The sequence below is a fragment of the Mycobacterium gordonae genome (assembly GCF_017086405.1).
Lineage (GTDB): Bacteria > Actinomycetota > Actinomycetes > Mycobacteriales > Mycobacteriaceae > Mycobacterium > Mycobacterium gordonae_D.
In genome coordinates this window covers 1,749,524-1,768,362 of sequence record NZ_CP070973.1, presented here as the reverse complement: position 1 = coordinate 1,768,362, position 18,839 = coordinate 1,749,524, and the positions used below count along the sequence as shown (strand labels likewise).

Here is an 18,839-nt window from a genome sequence, read left to right as displayed (position 1 = left end):
CGGCTCAGCCCTTGTCGATGATCTGCTCGACCGCGGCAATCCCCTGCTGGGTACCGATCACGATCAGCACGTCTCGTGCCCGCAGGGTTTGCGCCGGACCGGGCGACGCCAGCACCTCGTCGTCGCGCACGATGGCGACGATCGACGCGCCGCTGCGGGTCCTGGCGCGGGTGTCACCGAGGGGACGGTCGACGAACGGACTGCTCACCGTGACATGGACCTGCCCGGCTTCCAGTCCGGGCACCTCGCGGGTCAGTTCGGCGAACCGCTCGGCAATCCTTGGCGCTCCGAAGATCTGGGCAACTGCTTCGGCCTCGTCCTCGGCCAGATGGATAACCGGCCGGGCCTGGTCCGGGTCTTCCGCGCCGTACACCACGACGTCGAAGTCGCCGGTACGCCGAGCCACGATGCCGATCCGTTCACCATGACGGCTGGTGAATTCATACCGCAGACCGACACCGGGCAGCAGCACCTCCTTGACCTCCATGCTCTCCATCCTTGACCAATCTCCGCCTGGACGGAAACGGGATCAACATCGGCACCCGGCGTCGGTAGTCGCGGTAACGCTCGCCCAGTTGCGCTGTCAGGTCGCGCTCCTCCAGCTGCAGGGCGATCAGGATGTAGGCCGTGGTGCCGATCGAGAACAACAGACGTCCCGCGGTCATCGTCGGCGCCGCCCAGAACGCCACCAGAAAGCCGAGCATGAGCGGATGGCGCACCAGCCGGTACCACAGGTGGGTGCGAAAGCCCAAGTCCCGGTACGGTTTCCCGCGCCATGCCAGGTACACCTGACGCAGGCCGAACAGGTCGAAATGGTTGATCATGAAGGTCGAGGACAACACCATGACCCAGCCGAGCCAGAACAGCGCCCACAGCGCCCAGCGTCCGACGGGTTGTCCCACCTCCCAGACGTGACCCGGCAGGGCCCGCCACTGCCAGTAGAGCAGCAGCAGCACCGAACTGGCCAGCAACACATAGGTGCTGCGCTCAATCGTTTTCGGCACCAAGCGAGTCCACCAACGCTTGAAGGCCGGCCGGGCCATCACGCTGTGCTGGACGCCGAACAGGCCGAGTAGACCCAAATCGATCGCCACCGCCTGACCCGGAGGTGCGGCGATCCCGTTGTCGACGCTGCGCGGCACCACGAGTGCGCCGACGAAGCCGACGGCGTAGAGAAAGGCGACCAGGAACGTGAGGTAGCTCAGGATGCCGTAACCGATTGTCAGATAACGTTTCATCGGCCGATTGTCGGCCCGGGAAGTGGGTCCGATCATGGGGCGGATGCCTCAAACACCGATGCGCACCTGCCCGTAGGGTGGTTCAATGGCACTCCTGCTCGGTCCCGCCTTGCGGCACGTATCCGACACGACCGCCTTGGTGTGGGTCCAGACCGAGCACGCGGCAACGGTGCAGGTGCTGGGCGCATCCGCCCGGACGTTCGCCGTGCAGGGTTATCACTACGCCCTGGTGACGGTGACGGGGCTGACCCCGGACACCGTCACCGAATACGACGTCAAGTGTGACGGTGACGTCGTCTGGCCGCTTCCGGACTCGCCCTTCCCGCCGAGCGTCATCCGCACCAGGGGGCCGGCATCCACCCATCGGCTACAGGCCATCTTCGGATCGTGCCGGTACCCCAAGACCGACGATTCGAGCATTGAGCCCAAGCTCGGGCTCGACGCGCTGGATGTCTACGCCGCCCGGATGGCCACCCAGCCGATCGACGACTGGCCCGAGGCACTCATCCTGCTGGGCGACCAGCTCTACGCCGACGAACTGACACCAGAGGCGAGACGCCGCCTGGCCGGTCGGCGCACCCCAACCAAGCGCGCCGGCCGCCCCCCGGACGAAGTGGTGAGTTTCGCCGAATACGAACGGCTGTACCGTCATTCGTGGAGCGATCCGGAGATTCGATGGCTGATGTCCACGGTGCCCACCGCGATGATCTTCGACGATCACGACATCAGGGACGACTGGAACACGTCGGCGTCCTGGCGGGCCGACATCAAACGAAAGCCGTGGTGGCGAGACCGGATCCGGGCCGGTCTGGCGTCGTACTGGGTGTATCAGCACCTCGGCAACCTGAGTCCGGCCGAGTTGGCCGAGGACGAGGACTACCGGCGCCTGGTGAGCACCGACGGCGACTGCTGGCCGCATCTGATCGCCCTGGCCGACCGCGCCGACAACGAGGTCGACCACACCAAGGGCGTCCGATTCAGCTACCGCTGGGATTTCGGCCGCAGCCGGCTGATCATGGTCGACTCGCGCAACGGCCGCATCCTCGATTCCGGTGAACGCATGATGATCGGGGAACGCGAGTTCAGCTGGGTCGAAGCACAGGTCGCCGACGGCTTGGAGCAGTTGGACCACCTGATGCTGGCCTCGTCGGTGCCGTGGTTGATGCCACCTGCCCTGGGAGATCTCGAGGCGGTCAACGAGCGCAACGCCGACCGGCCTGGCTGGCGCGGCAGGCTTGCCGAAAACACCCGCCAGGCTTTGGATCTCGAGCATTGGCCGGCGTTCCACAAATCGTTCGCACGGCTCGCGGAGCTGATCTACTCGGTCGCCGGTCGTCCCGACGGACCCGCCACCGTCAACGTGCTCTCCGGCGACGTCCACCACAGCTACGCCGCGCGCGTCGAGTGGGCCGGCGCGTGCGCTGGGGCGACTGCGCACCAACTGGTGTGCTCGCCGGTGAACAACTATGTGCCGCTGTTCGTCAAGCCGGTGTTCACGCTGGCCTGGACGCGGCCCGCCGCCAAGCTCGCCCGGTGCTGGGCGCGGCTGCGCGGCGTCCCACCGCTCCCGTTCTCCTGGGCGAACACCTGCGGTCCCCTGTTCGGAAACACCATCGCCACCCTGCTCATCGACGGCCGCAGCGCCGAGGTGCTGTTCGAACAGCCCCGCGGCGCCGCCGCCCTGGACGAGGTGGGCCGGGTGCGGCTCAGCCGGTCGACCTGACGGTCGACCGCCGGTCCAGCACCCACACCGTGGCCAGCGTGAGGCCCACGGCGAACGAACCCAGCGCGATCAGACTCCCGCCGGTGCTTCCGCTGAACGTTTCCCGGTAGGCCGACATGGCCGGCAGTGTGGTGGTGAACCGGTCCAGATTCAGGTCGCGCCCCAGCGCTTCGAATGCGTGGCGGTTGGACAGGCCGAAGCTCATCAACCGGCCTGGGAACGCCATCTTGTCGACGGGGACGATGGCCCCGCCGAACAGCACCTGCGGGAAGCACAGCATCGGCAACGCGAGCGCAGCCTGAGCGGCGTTGTGCACCGAGGCGGAGGCGAGCAGACCCAGGGCCAGAGCGGAGGTTGCTTCGATGAGCATCGTCACGAAGAGCAGGCCGTACACGTGCCATCCGACGGCGGGCAGCCGGCCGAGACCCCGCAGCACGACCAGCAGCACCGCGCTCACCGCGGCCAGCACCGGAAACAGGGCGGTGACCTTGGACGCCACGTAAGCGCCCACGCTCAGCCCGGCGCGGCGCTCGCGCCGGAATACGGCGATCTCCCCGACGATCTGGAGCAGACCGTAGGTGAGGCCGAAGAAGAATCCGTCGAACGCGATCCAGAAGACGATCTGGGCCGGGCCGACGTCGGCCGCGGCACCGGCGTCGAAGGCCCCGCGGCGAAACAGCGTCGCCATCATCGCGGTGACCAGTACCGGCGAACCGAGCAGCACCGCCAGGGTCAGCCGGTTGCGAACCAGCACATCGAGATTGCGCCGCGTGAGCAACCACCACTGCCGAAAAGGGTTCGGCCGCTTGACTTCCGGACCGTCCGGTGGCGCCTGGACGGGCATCTTGGCGATCGGCTCGATCATCGGCAGGTACTCGCCGGCCAGTCGGTCGTAGACGTCGGCCAGGCTGTCCACCCCGAAATGCCGCCGCGCATGGATCGGACTGCCGCTGAACGCCAGCCGGCCGTCGCGGGCGAGGAAGATCACCCGGTCACAGCGATCGATGCCGGCCGGCTCGTGCGTGGTGAGCACGACCGTCACCCCGCGCTCGCTTAGGCCGCGCAGCAGCCGCATAACGTCGGCCGCGGTCGAGGGATCGAGTCCGGACGTGGGTTCGTCGAGGAAGAAAAGGCGGGGGCGGGTCAGCAGCTCGACGGCGATGCTGGCGCGCTTGCGCTGGCCGCCGGACAGCGCACGGACCGGCACCTCGGCCCGATCGGTCAGGTCGAGATCCGCCATGGTCTGCTCGACCACCCGATCCGCTTCGGCAGCCGTGGTGCCCGCCGGCAGTCGCAGCCGGGCCGCGTAGCGCAGCGTGCGGCGCAGCGGCATCTCCTGGTGGATGATGTCGTCCTGGGGCACGTAGCCGATGCCGGCGTCACGCCCGGCCAGGTGGTGTGAGACTGCGCCGCCGGACGGTGGCTGTAGTCCCGCAAGGATCTTCAGCAGGGTGGTCTTTCCCGCTCCGCTGCCACCGGCGATGGCAACCAGCTCGCCGGGTTCGATGGACAGGGACAGCTGCTGCAGGATGTTTCGTGCGCCGGCCCGCCGGCTCACGTCGATGGCATGCACTAGTGCGGTCATGTCGAGGATCATCGGCCAGCGGCGGGACCGGTTACATGGGGCGGCTGCCTCAAATCATTCCGCGATCGATGGCCGCGAGGCTCGCCTGGGTGCGGTTGTTGACACCCAACTTGGCGTAGATCCGCTCGACGTGATTGCGTGCGGTCTTCTCGGCGATGAACAACTCGGCGGCAATTTCCTTATTGGACCGGCCCTGGGCGACCAGCCGGAGCACTTCGACCTCCCGGGCGGTGAGCCCCGACGACCACGAGGTGCGCCGTGCGTGCCGGTGCCCGGCCGCGGCCAGCACAGCTTCCACCGAGTCGGCGTCGAGCCGGCCGTCGCGCGCCTCCTGGCGAAGTCGGCCGGCAGCGGCATCCGGGTCCAGGGCAGCCCGCTGCGGGCGGGGCTCGAGAAGCTGGTGATAGGCGGCGACCGCGGCGAGCAGCCGGTCGTGCGGCGTCAGCTCGTTGCCGGCAAGTCCCCGCGGAAAGCCGGACCCGTCCAGACGTTCCTCGTGCCTGGTGGCCACCGATACCACCGACTCGAGTCCCTCGATCCGGCTCAGGATGCGTCCGGTCAGGTAGGGGTACATGCGTACCCGCTCCCATTCCGCCGTGCTCAGCGGGCTCTTCTTCTCCCAGATCTGATTGGACACACCGAGTCTGCCGAGACCCTGAACCAGACCGGCCCGGTACAGCCGGGTGACGTCGGCCGACGGCATCCGGCAGTGCCGGCCCGCCGCGGCCGCGAGGTCGGCGACACCGCGCGAAAAGCCCGGCGAGCAGGGACACTTGAGATCGACGAAATCGGCCATGGCCCTGAGTAATTCGTCGATCTCGTCGTCACCGATGATGCGGTCGCGATCCGGCGCCAGTGCCAGAGCCGCCGCCCACACGTCGATGTCGAGCAGGCCCTCGACGATCGCCGCGCCGTCATCGACGAACACGTCGACCACCGCCGGGCTGAACTGGGTGCCGCGCCGGGACCGGGCGACCTCGGCCGCCTGTTCCAGGCCTCCGGTGCGCAGGTGGACCTCCACGACATCGGCCAGGTGAACGACGCGGATTTCCAGCGGAATATCCTCTCCCCGAACACCATTCGGCATCCCCCGGCCGTCCCAGCGTTCGAAGATGTAGGCCAGCGCCGCCCCGACCCGGCTGTTCAGCCCGATCCGATCGGACAGCACGCCGGCGGAACTGCAGTGTGAACTGATCAGGCCGGCCACCTGGTTGCGTGCGGTCAGCAGAAAGGCCGCCGAGCGCAGGCCGCGTTCCCATGCCGGTAGTCCGCGCCCGATGTGGCTGACCATCAGACGCAGGAAAGGCAGGCCGGCCATGTCCACCCCGTAGGTGTCGGCACGGAAGGCGATGTCGTCTCCGAACAATGTCGAAAGCTCGTGGGAATCGGCGTGACAACCGATCCATCCCACCAGGTTGGCGTAGTACATCGTCTCGCGCTGCGCTGCGTCCAGGCCCAGTCGTTCGGCTATCCGGGTGGCGATCAGGGTGGACCGCAGCATGTGTTCCATCGGCTGCCCCAGACCGAGATCGATCGCCAGGGATATGGCCGCCAGCAATTCGGCTTTGCGCAGGCCTGTTGGCGAGCCGTGCAGCTTCCGGGTCGGGTGCACGCCCTCATTCTGCACTTTCTGGGGCAGTTGCCCCATGTGGGCCCCGTCGCGCCGCCCTAGCCTCTGCCTATGGTGACGGCGATCGAGCACAACCCCTGGGACAGCGTTCTGACCGAAGGTCACGCGCCGTTGGTCAAGGCGCGGCGGGTGTTTCGCTATCTGCCCTCGGCACCGCGTTGCAAACTGTGCAACAACCCGTTCGGCGGCCCTGCCGGTCGCGTACTCGCGGTCGCCGGGTTCAGCCCGTCGCGCAAGAACCCGAACCTGTGTAGTCGTTGTTGTGACGCGCTGCCGGCGGGAGGTGCCGAAGTAGACGTCGCGGTCTTGTTCGCCGACGTTCGCGGGTCGACGGCCCTGGGTCAGCGTGGGGCCGCAACGGACTTCGCGGCGTTGCTCAACCGGTTCTACGGCGCCGCGACGCACGCGCTGCTGCGTCACGACGCGGTGATCGACAAACTCATCGGCGACGAGGTGATGGCGTTCTTCGTGCGCGGCATCAGCGGCCCGCGATACCGCGAGCACGCCGTCGCGGCCGGGTTTGACCTACTCAAGGCTGTCGGTTATGGCAGCGACGTCAGGCCGTGGCTCGAGTTGGGGGTGGCGGTCAATGCCGGTGTCGCCTACGTCGGCAACGTCGGCGGCGCGGTCGTCGACTTCACGGCCCTGGGCGACCCGGTCAACGTCGCCGCGCGCATGCAACAACATGCCGCCGGTGGAGAGTTGCTCGTCGCGGCCGGAGTGGCCGACGAGGCGGTGGCATCAGGACGACGACGCCGGCTGAACCTGCGGGGCCACCCACGTCCGCTCGACACGTTCGTACTGGGGTTCTAGCGCTTCTTCACCGATTTCGGCGGCTTGGTGCCGCGGCCCTGCTGGCGCGCGGCGGCCCGCCGCTCCCGACGACTGCCGCCCGCGGCCGCCGACGTCTTGGCCGCCCCGCCACCGTTGCGCTGCACCTGCGCCGAGCCGTCCTCCGACGGGCCGGAATAGGTCAGCGCGGGCGCCTCGCTGTCGACGCTGTCGTCGATTCCCTTGGCGCGCAACGTGCTTACCGGCTCTTTCGGGGCTTTCACGCGGGCCGGCGGCTCTTCCTGCTGGGCGGCCGCCGTCGCGAATTCGGCCAGGCCTTCGGGCTGTTCGACCGGCGCCACATCGACCTGGGGCGCCGGCACCGCTTCCACGCTGACGTTGAACAGGAAGCCGACCGACTCCTCTTTCATGCCGTCGAGCATGGCCGTGAACATGTCGTAACCTTCGCGCTGGTACTCCACCAGTGGGTCGCGCTGCGCCATCGCCCGCAGCCCGATGCCCTCCTTGAGGTAGTCCATCTCGTAGAGGTGCTCGCGCCACTTGCGGTCGATCACGTTGAGTAGCACGTTGCGTTCCAGCTGACGCATCGCGCCCTCGCCGGCGATCTCCTCCAGCTCGGCTTCCCTTGCGGCATATGCCTTGTCAGCGTCCTCGAGCAGTGCCTCGAGCAGTTCCTCGCGGGTCAGATCGTCGCGGTCGGAGTCGGCGTCCGGATGGGTGAGCGACTCATGGCTGATGCCTACCGGGTAGAGCGTCTTCAGCGCCGTCCACAACGCGTCCAGATCCCAGTCCTCGGCGTAGCCCTCACTGGTGGCGCCGTTGACATAGGCGGTTATCACATCGCGGAGCATGTCCAGCGCCTGCTCTTTGAGGTTCTCCCCCTCGAGGATGCGGCGGCGCTCGGCGTAGATGACCTTGCGCTGCTGGTTCATCACCTCGTCGTACTTCAAGACGTTCTTGCGCATCTCGAAGTTCTGCTGCTCGACCTGGGTCTGGGCGCTCTTGATGGCGCGGGTGACCATCTTGGCTTCGATCGGCACGTCGTCGGGCAGGTTCAACCGGGTCAGCAGGCTCTCCAGCGCGGCCCCGTTGAACCGGCGCATCAGCTCGTCACCCAGCGACAGGTAGAACCGCGACTCACCCGGGTCGCCCTGGCGGCCGGAACGGCCGCGCAGCTGGTTGTCGATCCGGCGTGACTCGTGCCGTTCGGTGCCCAGCACGTACAGGCCGCCGGCCTCGATCACTTCGGTGGCTTCTGCGGTCGCCTCTTTCTTGACCTTGGGCAGCTCCTGGTGCCACGCCTCTTCGTATTCCTCGGGGGTTTCCACCGGGTCCAGGCCGCGTTCCCGCAACCGCTTGTCGGTGAGGAAGTCGACGTTGCCGCCCAGCACGATGTCGGTTCCGCGGCCGGCCATGTTGGTGGCCACGGTGATGCCGCCCCGCCGGCCGGCCTCGGCGATGATGCCCGCCTCCTGCTCGTGATACTTGGCGTTGAGGACGTTGTGTGGGATGCGCCGCTTGGTGAACTGGCGCGACAGGTATTCCGAGCGCTCGACGCTGGTGGTACCGATCAGGACGGGCTGACCCTTCTCGTAGCGCTCGGCGACGTCGTCGACCACCGCGATGTACTTGGCCTCTTCGGTCTTGTAGATCAGGTCGGACTGGTCGGTGCGGATCATCTCCTTGTTGGTCGGGATCGGCACCACGCCCAGCTTGTAGATCTCGTGCAACTCGGCCGCCTCGGTCTGGGCGGTACCGGTCATGCCGGCCAGCTTGTCGTAGAGACGGAAGTAGTTCTGCAGCGTGATGGTGGCCAGCGTCTGGTTCTCGGCCTTGATCTCGACGTGCTCCTTGGCCTCGATGGCCTGGTGCATGCCCTCGTTGTAGCGGCGACCGATCAGCACACGGCCGGTGAACTCGTCGACGATGAGCACTTCGCCGTTGCGGACGATGTAGTCCTTGTCGCGGTTGAACAGCTCCTTGGCCTTCAGCGCGTTGTTGAGGTAGCTGACCAGCGGAGAGTTGGCCGCCTCGTAGAGGTTGTCGATGCCGAGCTGGTCCTCGACGAACTCCACGCCCTTCTCGTGCACGCCGACCGTGCGCTTGCGCAGGTCCACCTCGTAGTGGGTGTCCTTCTGCATCAGCGGCGCCAGCCGGGCGAACTCGGTGTACCAGTTGGACGCACCGTCGGCCGGGCCGGAGATGATCAGCGGGGTGCGGGCCTCGTCGATCAGGATGGAGTCGACCTCGTCGACGATCGCGAAGTTGTGCCCGCGCTGCACCAGATCGTCCAGCGAATGGGCCATGTTGTCGCGCAGGTAGTCGAAGCCGAACTCGTTGTTGGTGCCGTAGGTGATGTCGGCGTTGTAGGCGACGCGGCGCTCCTCCGGCGTCATCTGGGCCAGGATGACCCCGACGTCCAGGCCGAGGAAGCGGTGCACCCGGCCCATCCACTCGCTGTCGCGTTTGGCCAGGTAGTCGTTGACGGTGACGACGTGGACGCCCTTGCCGGCCAGCGCGTTGAGGTAGGCCGGCAGCACACAGGTCAGGGTCTTGCCCTCACCGGTCTTCATCTCGGCAACGTTGCCCAGGTGCAGGGCTGCGGCGCCCATCACCTGCACGTCGAACGGACGCTGGTCGAGCACCCGCCAGGCGGCCTCGCGGGCCACCGCGAAGGCCTCGGGGAGCAGGTCCTCGAGGTCCTCGGGGTTTTTCTCGTCCGCGAGACGCTTTCTGAACTCGTCGGTCTTGGCCCTCAGCTCCGCGTCGGTGAGTTTCTCGACGTCGTCGGACAACGTGTTCACATAGTCGGCCACCTTCTTGAGGCGTTTGACCATGCGACCTTCACCAAGGCGCAGCAATCTCGACAGCACAGCTTTATTCCCCTGTTGGGTAGGAGTCTTTCAGGCGACCCCCATCCTAGGTGAAGAGCTGATCAGGCCAATCTGATCAGGCCGTAGTCGTAGGCGTGCCGACGGTAGACCACCGAAGGACGTTCGGTCTCCTTGTCGAAGAACAGGAAGAAGTCGTGCCCGACCAGCTCCATCTCGTAGAGCGCGTCGTCGACCGACATCGGCTTGGCCGGGTGTTCCTTGACCCGGACGACCTGCCCGGGCTCATGGTCGAGCACAGCACCGTCGTGTTCGTGGGGTTCGGCCGGCTCGGCGGCGAATGCCTTCTCCGGCGGTGGGAGCACCGCGGTGGCCTCGGCCAGCGACACCGGCGTCTTGTCGCCGTAATGCACCTTGCGGCGATCCTTGCCGCGCCGCAGCCGGTTCTCCAACTTGGCGACGGCGGATTCCAGCGCGGCGTAGAAGCTGTCGGCGCAGGCCTCCCCGCGCACGACCGGGCCGCGCCCGCGGGCGGTGATCTCTATGCGCTGACACGCCTTGCGCTGGCGGCGGTTGCGTTCATGGTCGAGCTCGACGTCGAAAAGATAAATGGTCTTGTCTAATCGCTCGCACCGGGCGAGCTTCTGCGAAACGTAGATGCGGAAATGATCGGGTATCTCGACGTTGCGTCCCTTGAACACGATCTCGGCGTTGGCCGTCGGTTCGGCCTGTTCTTCGGTTCCGGATGCGGCTAGGACCTGTTCGGAATCCGCGGTGAGCCTTGGCATTCGTGACAACTCGTTTCTCTTTTCACGTCACACGCGACCTGCGTGCCCGGCATTCATTTCAGATACGCGCCGACGAGGTTAGAGCGGTATAGAGGAGCCACCGCCGCAGGCTGCCCGCCGGAGCAAGAGACCGTATTCTCACCTCCTACCGCGGGTGCTGGTGGTGTCGACGTTAGCCGTTGTTCGCCTCACCTTGCCACCCCATTCGCAGACCTGTTGCGAGTTCTTCACGCTGCGGCGACGGCGAGAACCGCGGCGACCCGCACTCCGGCGGCCCGGAGCACCCGAACGGATTCGCGCGCGGTCGCTCCGGTGGTGACGACGTCGTCGACGAGCAACACCTCGGTGCCCGGGCGCGAGCCGCGCAACCGCACCCGGCCGGCGACATTGCGTTCGCGGGCCGAGGTGTCCAGGCCCACCGAGTCGCGCGCCAGGGAGCGCATCCGCAATGCGGCGGCGACGGCGATGTCCGGATGGCCCGCGACCGCCGCTTCAGCCAAGCGGGTGACGGGGTCGCCGCCGCGCCGGCGCGCCGCAGCGCGCCGGGTGGGCGCCGGCACGAGCGTCAGCGGGGTGTCCACCATCCCCCAGCACAACAACCGGTGGACGCCGACGGCGAGCGAACGGGCCAAGGGCGTGACGAGGTCACCGCGGCCGCGCTCCTTGAGCGCCAATATGGCCTGGCGCCGGACGCCGGCGTAGCGGCCCAAAGCGAACACAGGGACTTCCGGATCGATGCGGGGACTCACTACCAGCGGTTCGCCGGGTTCGACATTGAGGGCGTGGGCGCACACGGGGCACCATCGGGTTGCCGGCGCTCCGCAGCCGCCGCACAGCAGCGGCACGACCAGGTCAAGCAAGTCGAGCATGCCCCCAAGTGTCACCGCCGGGGCTGACAAGTCCGGATGGAGACCGACTTGTAACCAAACACTGACCGACTTGCGCACGCGCGCTTACGTTTACGCGCTGGTGGCAGCCCTACCATTCGAGCAGCGACGTCCTATTACCCATCCGACTAATTACCCGAATGAGAGAGAAAGCCATGCGGGCGGCAATCCGGTCTCTGCTGGTGTTCATCGGGATCACTTCGACGGTGATCGCCGGGCACGCCGGCGTCACGCTGATGGCGGCGAGCAAGCCGAGCGGCTACTCCGACATCGCCGCGATCCTGCCCGTGCGCGGCTCAGTCGTGGGCGTGGCGCACCCGGTGGTGGTGACCTTCGGCGCTCCGGTCGCGAACCGTGAGGCCGTGGAGCGGGCCATCGAGGTGTCATCGACGCCCGCGATGAGCGGCCGGTTCGAGTGGGTGGACAGCAACGTCGTGCAATGGGTGCCCGACCGGTTCTGGCCGGCGCACACCACCGTGGCGCTGTCGGTGGGCGGTCTGCGCACCGAGTTCAAGACGGGTCCGGCCGTCGTCGGCGTCGCCGACATCACCAACCACACCTTCACGGTCAGCGTGGATGGGGTGGAGGCGGATACGCCGCCGCCGGCGCTGCCGGCGCCGCATCATCGGTCGCATTTCGGCGAAGCGGGCGTGCTGCCGGCGTCGATGGGCAGACCCGAGTACGAGACGCCGGTGGGCACCTACAGCGTCCTCGCCAAGGACCGCTCGGTGATGATGGATTCGAGCAGTGTCGGCATTCCCGTCGACAACCCCGATGGCTACCGGCTCCAGGTCGACTACGCCGTGCGCATCACCAATCGGGGCCTGTACGTCCATTCGGCTCCGTGGGCGATCAACGCGATGGGCGTCGAGAACGTCAGCCACGGATGCATCAGCCTGAGCCCCACCGACGCGGAGTGGTATTTCAACACAGTCCACGTCGGCGACCCGGTGATCGTCAAAGAAGGCGTCCCAGCAGTGGACAGCGGCAAGGAAGCCGATGTGAAGCCGATGCAGCCGTCGACGCTCAACCCGGACCGGCCGCCCAGCTAAAAGGGTGGGGGTTCGTTGTCGGGTGGGGCGGGGCCGTCGGTGGTGTGGTGGGCGGCGATGCGGGTTTGGTGGTTGGCGCGGCGTTCGGCGGCCACGCGTTGGGCGCGGTCTTGGGTGCGGGTGCGCCGGCGTTGGGGCATCATCGCAGTGCGTTGGGCGCAGTAGTCCTGCGGTGGGGTTTGGGCTTCGGGGGCGGGCATCCCACCCACGGCGTGGCACAGGCTGGGAAACAGCAAGGCACTGCCCGGGGTGGTGACGTGGGTGTCCCCGGCCGGGGAGGTCAGGATCAAGGTGCCGTCAGCGAGTTGTTGTTCGCTCCAGCCCCAGAACGTTTTCAGCAGGTGGTGAGTGCGGCAGTAGCACTTGAGGTTGCCGGCATGGGTGGGCCCGCCCCGGGCATAGGCGATGGTGTGGTCGAGATCGCAGCCAGTGGCCGGCACCTCACAACCCGGCCACCGGCACGTCAGATCCCGGGCCCGCACGAAAGCGGCCAACGCGGCCGACGGGGTGTAGTGGGGTTCGGGTGCGTGGTAGCCGGGGTGGATCAGCGGTACCCGCTTAGCGGTCAACGCCAACTCCGCTAAGAGTTCGGCGGTGATGAGGTCCTCACCGCCCAGCACACACCCCGGGACGTCACTGTGGCCGTTGAGGGTGGCCTGTTCGGCGATCACATGGATCACAACCGGCGAGGACGCCTTACCCCCGCCCGCGGTGCAATCGTCGCGCCCGCACTCACAGCCCAGCCGGGTCGCTCCGGCGGCCAGCGCCCCCAACGCATCGGCGCGGCGCTGGGCCAGCGTGCGCGGATCATTCGGGCACACCGTGGCCGCCAACCCCGACAGCCGCGCATCGACAGCCTGAGCGTCGGTGGCACGCAGCCGCCCATCAATCTGAGACAGCCCCTCATACACGCCGCCGATCCACACCTCCCGCTCGGCCTGCACCTTCTGGCGGCGCCGCACCGCATCCACATCGGCGCGAGTCACGATCGCGTCCACCTTCTGCGACAGCCGACCCCGACTCAGCGACGGCCAGCGCGCCACCCGCGCCGCGATGGCGGCATCCACCGCCGCCAGCACCTGCGGGTCCTCGATCAGATCGGTGCGGAACACGATCGTGGAAAACGCCTCCAGATCGATGTCCCCGGCACAAAACACCGCCGCCACCGCCGGCAACCGCTCCCGCATCGCCCGGGCATACCGCAGCTTGGTCTCCGCGCGCCCCTGGCTGATCTTCTGCCCCGCGGCCACCTCCCCCGCCACCGCCTTGAACGTGTCGATCGCCCACTGCCCCGCCTCTGCACCCGGCACCAGGCGGTGGGCGAACAACTGCCCGATCGCCACCAACTCCGCAGCCATGTCCTGGTTGACCGAGCGCGCCGCCCCCACGATCCGCGCCATCCAACCCACCGATTGCTCAGTCTCCTCCAACAGAGCCCGCCGGTGGGCCAACACCTCCCGATAGCCGTCATACTCCGCCATCCCCGGCGCAACGAACGGCAATCTATCGAACATACGTTCTATAGTACCTGCTCACCCCGACACCGCGGGTGTCATCTCCCAGGGCATCGGTGACAGTTGGCGTGTCAGGACTTCGGTGACGTTTCGTCGCTCTTGGGGCATGGACCGCGGGGTCGTGCGTTGCCGACGTAGGTCACCGCGGGTGCGGGTCTTGTGTGCTCGATGAGGACTTCGCCGATCAGGTCGGCGACGATGATCTTGTCGCCGTTGGTGACGACCAGGACCTGATCAAAGCCGCGTCATCCATCGACCTTGTACTGGACCCCCGGCAACGGGATTCCCTGACTACTGCGCCGGCGCGCCCACCGCCCCACACGCCGGAAGAGCCGTCGTCGTCCCTGCCAGCACCGCCGGAATGGGTGCCGCGGGCACTTCTGCCGCCGCGGCTTGGGTCGGCGTCTGCGGGCCCGGCAGCACGACCGGGTCGGCTGCCTTTCCGGCCGACGGATTCATCGGCGCCCCCTTACCCGTGCCGGCCTGGGTCACTATCGGAACGCCTACCGGCGCACCGCCGACAGCCCCGGCCCCGGCGCCCGCCACCGGTACCACCGGCGCCACCGGAGGCACGACAGGAACCGGCGGGACAACGGGCACGGGCGGCACCACCGGCACGACCGGCGCCGCCGGCACCGGCCCGGGCAGCACCACCGGCGCCGCCGCTACCGGCCCGGCAGCGAAGCCCAACTGCTGCTCGATGCAGTTCCCGCCACCGGTTCGCAACGGAGTCGCCACCACACCCGGGCTCAGCGCCAGCGCAGCCCCGCACAGCCCGGCGCCCGCGGCGACCGCTACGCAGAATCGATCGAAATTCCGCAACGCCAACTCCATTCATTCGCCCCGATTGTCCCCGCATTGATTGACAATGGGGAACCGTATCGGCGCGCTGAATTCCTGCCTAGAGCCCTAAGTTGATGGATGCCGAACCGATGCCAACCACCGGCCGTGCCGTGACAGTGTCTTTCCCGAATAGTTACGCGGGGAACGGTTTTGACGGCCAAAGCTGTGCTACCTGGCCGCACCGACACCATTTGCCAGGCGAACGAGGAAGCCGAAAAAACGGGGTTGGGAGGCGTTCCGCAAATCTTTGCGGGCAAATTACATCAGTGTAATTTATACTTATGGAATTCAGGACAACACTCAAATCCGAGCCGTATATCGATGTACTCGGCAGGGCCCGCCGAAACCAATCGAGCGGGTGAGGCGGTGGCCGCGTCGTGACGTCGCTGCCGCGGTCGACATGGGCTACGCCACTACGCTGCAGCGAGCTCAATTCACGATCAACGCCCCGTTGTTACCGGGTAAGCCTGGGCTGCCACCGGGCCCCCAGCGCCCCCGGCACCCCCGGTGCCCGGGATGCCCGCAACGGGATAGGCCGCCACATCGCCGCCGTTGCCGCCACTGCCGCCTGAAGTGTTTGCTAGGTTGCGGTTACCACCGACGCCGCCATCGCCGCCCACTGCCGTTTCCGTTGCTGAAGAACTGAATTCCAACACTCCGGCACCGCCATCCCCTCCCGCGCCGCCATAGGTGCCGTTGCCGCCATTTCCTCCCCGTCCGCCAACGGCGACATAGCCGCCTATCGCTTCACCGCCCCGACCGCCGTCACCGCCACTCGCCGCAGTGCCGGTCCCACCGTCGCCTCCATCGCCGCCGCGGCCGTGGCCAGAAAAGGTAATAGCCATACCGCCATCTCCGCCCGATCCGCCCGCATTTCCGCTGCCGCCACCGCCGCCGCCACCGCCGGTGTAGCTACCGGTCGACCCCTGGCCCAGATCGATCACGTCACCACCGCGACCGCCGGCCCCTCCGATGTTGCTGCTACCACTGCCGCCAGCCCCACCATCGCCCGCGGTGAATGTTCCACTGCCATTCGTCACCCTCACCTCCCCGCCTTGGCCACCGGCGCCGCCGGAGAATAGTGCCATCACCACCGCTTCCGCCCACGCCACCCGCAGCGGTGGCGGAGCTTCCGATGCCTAGCCCGACATTGCCGCCCGCTGCGCCGGCTCCACCTGCACTCCCGCCGCCGCCGGCCCCGCCACCGCCCCTGCGTAGCTACCGGTCGAGTCCGGACCCAGATCGATTGCGTTACCACCCGTGCCCCCGCCCCTCCGAGGTTGCTGCTGCCGATGCCACCAGCGCCGCCATCGCCGCCGACAAAAGTTCCTTTGCCGTTCGTTACCCAAACCTTCCCACCATCGCCGCCGGCGCCGCCGAAGAAGGAGCCATCACCACCGTTTCCGCCAACACCGCCCTTACCGATAGCCGTGCTGCCCTTGCCCAGGAAGACATCACCGCCCACTCCGCCGACTCCGCCTACAAGGCCGCCTGAAGCGCCTGACCCGCCCGCACCGCCAAGCGCGGTACCAGACGCGGCCGCGTTGCTGAGGGACGCGCTTCCGCCGATACCACCGGTCCCGCCGGTTCCGATTACCCCGGGGGTCCCGCCGGACCCGCCGGCCCCGCCAGTAGCGCTGCCAATGACAGAGTTCGACGTCGCCTCACCCCCGGCTCCACCGACTCCGCCGCCGTCACCGCCCGCTCCGCCAGTACCGCCGACAGCATTTCCGCTGGCAGCTGCATTGGTGATGGTTGCGGCACCGCCTGCCCCACCCGTTCCGCCGTCGACGCCATCAGCCCCGGCCCCACCGATGGCGTCCCCGGTTCCACCGTTGAACGCTGCGCCGCCATGCCCGGCTTTGACACCTACCCCGCCGTGGCCACCAACGGCTTGGGCGGCGGACGCAGCATTGCCGATCGTCGCTACCCCCGTTCCCGCCATCTCCGCCCAACCCGCCACCAGCACCGATGTTGATGCCATCGGCGCCACCACCGTGGCATCCCACCCGGCCCCACCGACCCCCCGGCCCCACCGGCACCACCAGTTCCGCCGTGACCACCAGCACCGCCATGACCGAACTACCGGCCCCCGGAACCGCCAGACCCGCCAACACCCGCGTTGCCGCCGCCACCACCCGGCCCACCCACGCCACCTGCCGCGGTCGAGGTTCCTGCGCTACCCGCCGCTCCGACCGCACCAGCCCCACCGACACCCTCGGCCCCACCATCGCCGAACCACACCGCACTACCCCCGGCACTGCCAGCACCGCCACTAACCGTGGCAGTCCCTATCCCTCCGGCGCCGCCAGCGCCCCCAGCGCCCCACAACCAGCCCCCACTACCACCGGCACCACCGTCACTACCTCCGATACCACCGGCACCTCCGACCCCACCGGCACCGATCAATCCCGCCGCACCACCGGCGCCACCTGACTGCCCCGTAGCGCCCGAGCCCCCAGCTCCGCCATTACCCCACAACAGCCCCCCGGCACCACCGTCCTGACCGGTCCCCGGCGCCCCGTCGACGCCGTTACCTATCAACGGCCGCCCAAACAACCACTCGCCAGGCCGATTGACCAGACCCAACACCGCATCCTGCGCCATCTGCAGCGGTGAGGCGTTGAACCCCTCTGCAGTCCCGTAAGCAACCCCCGCGGCACTCAACGACCCCACGAACTGGTCGTGAAAAGCCGCCGCCTGCAAACTGAGCACCTGATAAACCTGACCATGACGCGAAAGCAGAGCCGCGATCGCCGCTGACACCTCATCACCCGCAGCAGCCGCCACCCCCGTAGTCGACAACGCCGCCGCCGCAGTGGCGGCATCCAACGACGAGCCGATCCGACCAAATCCTTCGCGACGGTCGCCAAAGCCAGGGGCGCAGCGATCACATGAGACATCGACCAACCTCTGAGAAGCTCGTCTCAACGACCGGTCCATGGGCCGGAGATGCAAAATTATGTGGCGATTATGTGGCGCGCCCCGCCATCGCAGAACGACTTATCGACCGATCAGCCGCAAAAGTGGTGGACGAAGGATGGCTTCGACGACGAGCTGGTGCCCACGAAACGCCTCCATTCCCCGGTCAATCCGAGCCCCACCACAGCGACGGCCAGCTAAAGCTCAGCGCACCCTGACTCAGCCGCGTGATCAAGTCCTCGAGCGCCCGCAGCGGCAGCTCCATCCGCCACTCCGGCAGCAGACCGGACAGGTGCAGCGATTCCGACGTCAGTTCGACTCCGGTGATCATCAGCCCGTGTGGCAACTCCGGCAGCTGAACCTGATAGGACGGCGTGCGCAACGGCAGCTTCCACCGCCGCTGCCCGGCCACCACCGCGCGCGGGCGCAGCCACAACGTCGAACCGACCACGTCGGCGTCGACCTCGAGACCGCCGAGACCGGGTCGTCGTGCCCAGCTCAGTCGTGCCGTCCCGTCCTCCCCCGATTCGCTGCGCAGGTGCGGCGCCGCCTGCTCCAGCACGTGGTCGAAGATGTCTTTGGGCAACTCTGTGTTCAACTCCGTCGGGGCCGCTACGACCAGCGGCGGCACCCCGGGACGGATATGCACGTTGCGCATAAGGGCGACCGCGCTCTGCAATCGGTTGTCGGCCCAGCGGATGTCGCGGGCGGCCACCCGGACTTCCCCGAGCTGGCCCACCGGCAATCCCTGTGGATCCAACTCCGATTCCAGTTCCACGACGGTCAGCGTCACGTCTTGATCGCCGATGCGAACCGTGACTTCCTTGCCGACCAACAGCTGCTGCAGCGTCGCGAACAAGGTCCGGTACGGCATCGCCACCGCATGCGCGCCCACCGACGGTATCCCGGTCGACGACCACAGTGAGGCGAGCATCTCCAAGGCGCGGAACGGGTCGTCCCAGCGCAGGAAGGGAACCTTGGGCGACATCGGCAAGCTCCTCCTCACCAGCAGGGTAGCCGGTGGGTTCAGCGGT

15 protein-coding genes and 1 pseudogene are annotated in these 18,839 nt (G+C 67.6%); 3 read left to right on the top strand and 13 right to left on the bottom strand.

Annotated features, from left to right (window positions below):
- Nucleotides 1–4 precede the first annotated feature (4 nt).
- Nucleotides 5–487 (bottom strand): cation:proton antiporter regulatory subunit, encoded by a 483-nt coding sequence (locus JX552_RS07505; protein ID WP_205876762.1) that lies wholly within the window; start codon nt 485–487, stop codon nt 5–7.
- Nucleotides 441–1,238: a methanethiol S-methyltransferase gene (gene mddA, locus JX552_RS07500; RefSeq protein WP_205876761.1), complete on the bottom strand. Its 798-nt coding sequence runs from the start codon at nt 1,236–1,238 to the stop codon at nt 441–443. Before mddA ends, JX552_RS07505 begins: the two co-directional genes overlap by 47 nt.
- Before the next feature lie 85 nt (nt 1,239–1,323).
- Between mddA and JX552_RS07495 the strand changes: the two genes are divergently transcribed.
- Nucleotides 1,324–2,961 (top strand): alkaline phosphatase D family protein, encoded by a 1,638-nt coding sequence (locus JX552_RS07495; protein ID WP_205876760.1) that lies wholly within the window; start codon nt 1,324–1,326, stop codon nt 2,959–2,961.
- Here the strand turns inward: JX552_RS07495 and JX552_RS07490 are convergent.
- Both JX552_RS07490 and JX552_RS07485 read right to left on the bottom strand, forming a co-directional pair.
- The gene (locus JX552_RS07490; protein ID WP_241010944.1) at nt 2,945–4,546 is read right to left on the bottom strand and encodes an ABC transporter ATP-binding protein/permease; all 1,602 of its coding nucleotides are present in this window, start codon (nt 4,544–4,546) and stop codon (nt 2,945–2,947) included. The genes JX552_RS07495 and JX552_RS07490 overlap by 17 nt on opposite strands.
- 49 nt (nt 4,547–4,595) lie before the next feature.
- Nucleotides 4,596–6,158, bottom strand: a complete 1,563-nt coding sequence (locus JX552_RS07485) for an HD domain-containing phosphohydrolase (protein WP_241010943.1) — start codon at nt 6,156–6,158, stop codon at nt 4,596–4,598.
- 69 nt (nt 6,159–6,227) lie between these two features.
- On the opposite strand from JX552_RS07485, the gene JX552_RS07480 reads away from it, so the two are divergent.
- Nucleotides 6,228–6,989 carry an adenylate/guanylate cyclase domain-containing protein gene (locus JX552_RS07480; protein ID WP_205876757.1) on the top strand — a complete coding sequence of 254 codons (762 nt, stop codon included), beginning with the start codon at nt 6,228–6,230 and terminating at the stop codon, nt 6,987–6,989.
- On the opposite strand, the gene secA is transcribed toward JX552_RS07480, so the two are convergent.
- The 3 genes from secA to JX552_RS07465 all read right to left on the bottom strand — a co-directional run bounded on the left by secA (nt 6,986) and on the right by JX552_RS07465 (nt 11,447).
- Nucleotides 6,986–9,841, bottom strand: coding sequence for a preprotein translocase subunit SecA (gene secA, locus JX552_RS07475; protein WP_205876756.1), 2,856 nt, complete (start codon nt 9,839–9,841; stop codon nt 6,986–6,988). The two genes, JX552_RS07480 and secA, sit on opposite strands and share 4 nt — an antisense overlap.
- Before the next feature lie 62 nt (nt 9,842–9,903).
- Entirely contained in the window at nt 9,904–10,587 is a 684-nt protein-coding gene (gene hpf, locus JX552_RS07470; protein WP_205876755.1) for a ribosome hibernation-promoting factor, HPF/YfiA family, read from the bottom strand.
- Nucleotides 10,588–10,814: 227 nt separating this feature from the next.
- Nucleotides 10,815–11,447: a ComF family protein gene (locus tag JX552_RS07465; protein WP_205878302.1), complete on the bottom strand. Its 633-nt coding sequence runs from the start codon at nt 11,445–11,447 to the stop codon at nt 10,815–10,817.
- Between the two features lie 182 nt (nt 11,448–11,629).
- Between JX552_RS07465 and JX552_RS07460 the strand changes: the two genes are divergently transcribed.
- Nucleotides 11,630–12,526 (top strand): L,D-transpeptidase, encoded by an 897-nt coding sequence (locus tag JX552_RS07460; RefSeq protein WP_205878301.1) that lies wholly within the window; start codon nt 11,630–11,632, stop codon nt 12,524–12,526.
- Here JX552_RS07460 and JX552_RS07455 read toward each other — a convergent pair.
- The 6 genes and pseudogenes from JX552_RS07455 to JX552_RS07430 form a co-directional block, all read right to left on the bottom strand.
- Entirely contained in the window at nt 12,523–14,007 is a 1,485-nt protein-coding gene (locus JX552_RS07455; RefSeq protein WP_205878300.1) for an HNH endonuclease signature motif containing protein, read from the bottom strand. The genes JX552_RS07460 and JX552_RS07455 overlap by 4 nt on opposite strands.
- Before the next feature lie 324 nt (nt 14,008–14,331).
- Nucleotides 14,332–14,862, bottom strand: coding sequence for a hypothetical protein (locus JX552_RS07450; RefSeq protein ID WP_205876754.1), 531 nt, complete (start codon nt 14,860–14,862; stop codon nt 14,332–14,334).
- A 461-nt stretch (nt 14,863–15,323) separates the two neighbouring features.
- Nucleotides 15,324–15,971, bottom strand: coding sequence for a hypothetical protein (locus JX552_RS07445; RefSeq protein ID WP_205876753.1), 648 nt, complete (start codon nt 15,969–15,971; stop codon nt 15,324–15,326).
- A complete protein-coding gene (locus tag JX552_RS07440) occupies nt 15,971–16,867 on the bottom strand; it encodes a hypothetical protein (protein WP_205876752.1) in 897 nt (298 codons plus the stop codon). The genes JX552_RS07445 and JX552_RS07440 overlap by 1 nt, the downstream gene beginning before the upstream one ends.
- A gap of 305 nt (nt 16,868–17,172) precedes the next feature.
- Nucleotides 17,173–17,727 (bottom strand): annotated as a pseudogene (locus JX552_RS33240) (PE family protein); the annotation flags it as partial.
- 244 nt (nt 17,728–17,971) lie between these two features.
- Complete coding sequence (locus tag JX552_RS07430) at nt 17,972–18,793, bottom strand: LmeA family phospholipid-binding protein (RefSeq protein ID WP_205876751.1); 822 nt, start codon at nt 18,791–18,793, stop codon at nt 17,972–17,974.
- Nucleotides 18,794–18,839: the final 46 nt, after the last annotated feature.

Coding starts and splice junctions, on each gene's coding strand:
- JX552_RS07505 (WP_205876762.1), bottom strand. CDS start 487: ATGGAGGTCAAGGAGGTGCTGCTGCCCGGTGTCGGTCTGCGGTATGAA.
- hpf (WP_205876755.1), bottom strand. CDS start 10,587: ATGCCAAGGCTCACCGCGGATTCCGAACAGGTCCTAGCCGCATCCGGA.
- JX552_RS07495 (WP_205876760.1), top strand. CDS start 1,324: ATGGCACTCCTGCTCGGTCCCGCCTTGCGGCACGTATCCGACACGACC.
- JX552_RS07480 (WP_205876757.1), top strand. CDS start 6,228: ATGGTGACGGCGATCGAGCACAACCCCTGGGACAGCGTTCTGACCGAA.
- JX552_RS07460 (WP_205878301.1), top strand. CDS start 11,630: ATGCGGGCGGCAATCCGGTCTCTGCTGGTGTTCATCGGGATCACTTCG.
- mddA (WP_205876761.1), bottom strand. CDS start 1,238: ATGAAACGTTATCTGACAATCGGTTACGGCATCCTGAGCTACCTCACG.
- JX552_RS07490 (WP_241010944.1), bottom strand. CDS start 4,546: ATGACCGCACTAGTGCATGCCATCGACGTGAGCCGGCGGGCCGGCGCA.
- JX552_RS07455 (WP_205878300.1), bottom strand. CDS start 14,007: ATGGCGGAGTATGACGGCTATCGGGAGGTGTTGGCCCACCGGCGGGCT.
- JX552_RS07430 (WP_205876751.1), bottom strand. CDS start 18,793: ATGTCGCCCAAGGTTCCCTTCCTGCGCTGGGACGACCCGTTCCGCGCC.
- JX552_RS07445 (WP_205876753.1), bottom strand. CDS start 15,971: ATGGCACTATTCTCCGGCGGCGCCGGTGGCCAAGGCGGGGAGGTGAGG.
- JX552_RS07440 (WP_205876752.1), bottom strand. CDS start 16,867: ATGGCATCAACATCGGTGCTGGTGGCGGGTTGGGCGGAGATGGCGGGA.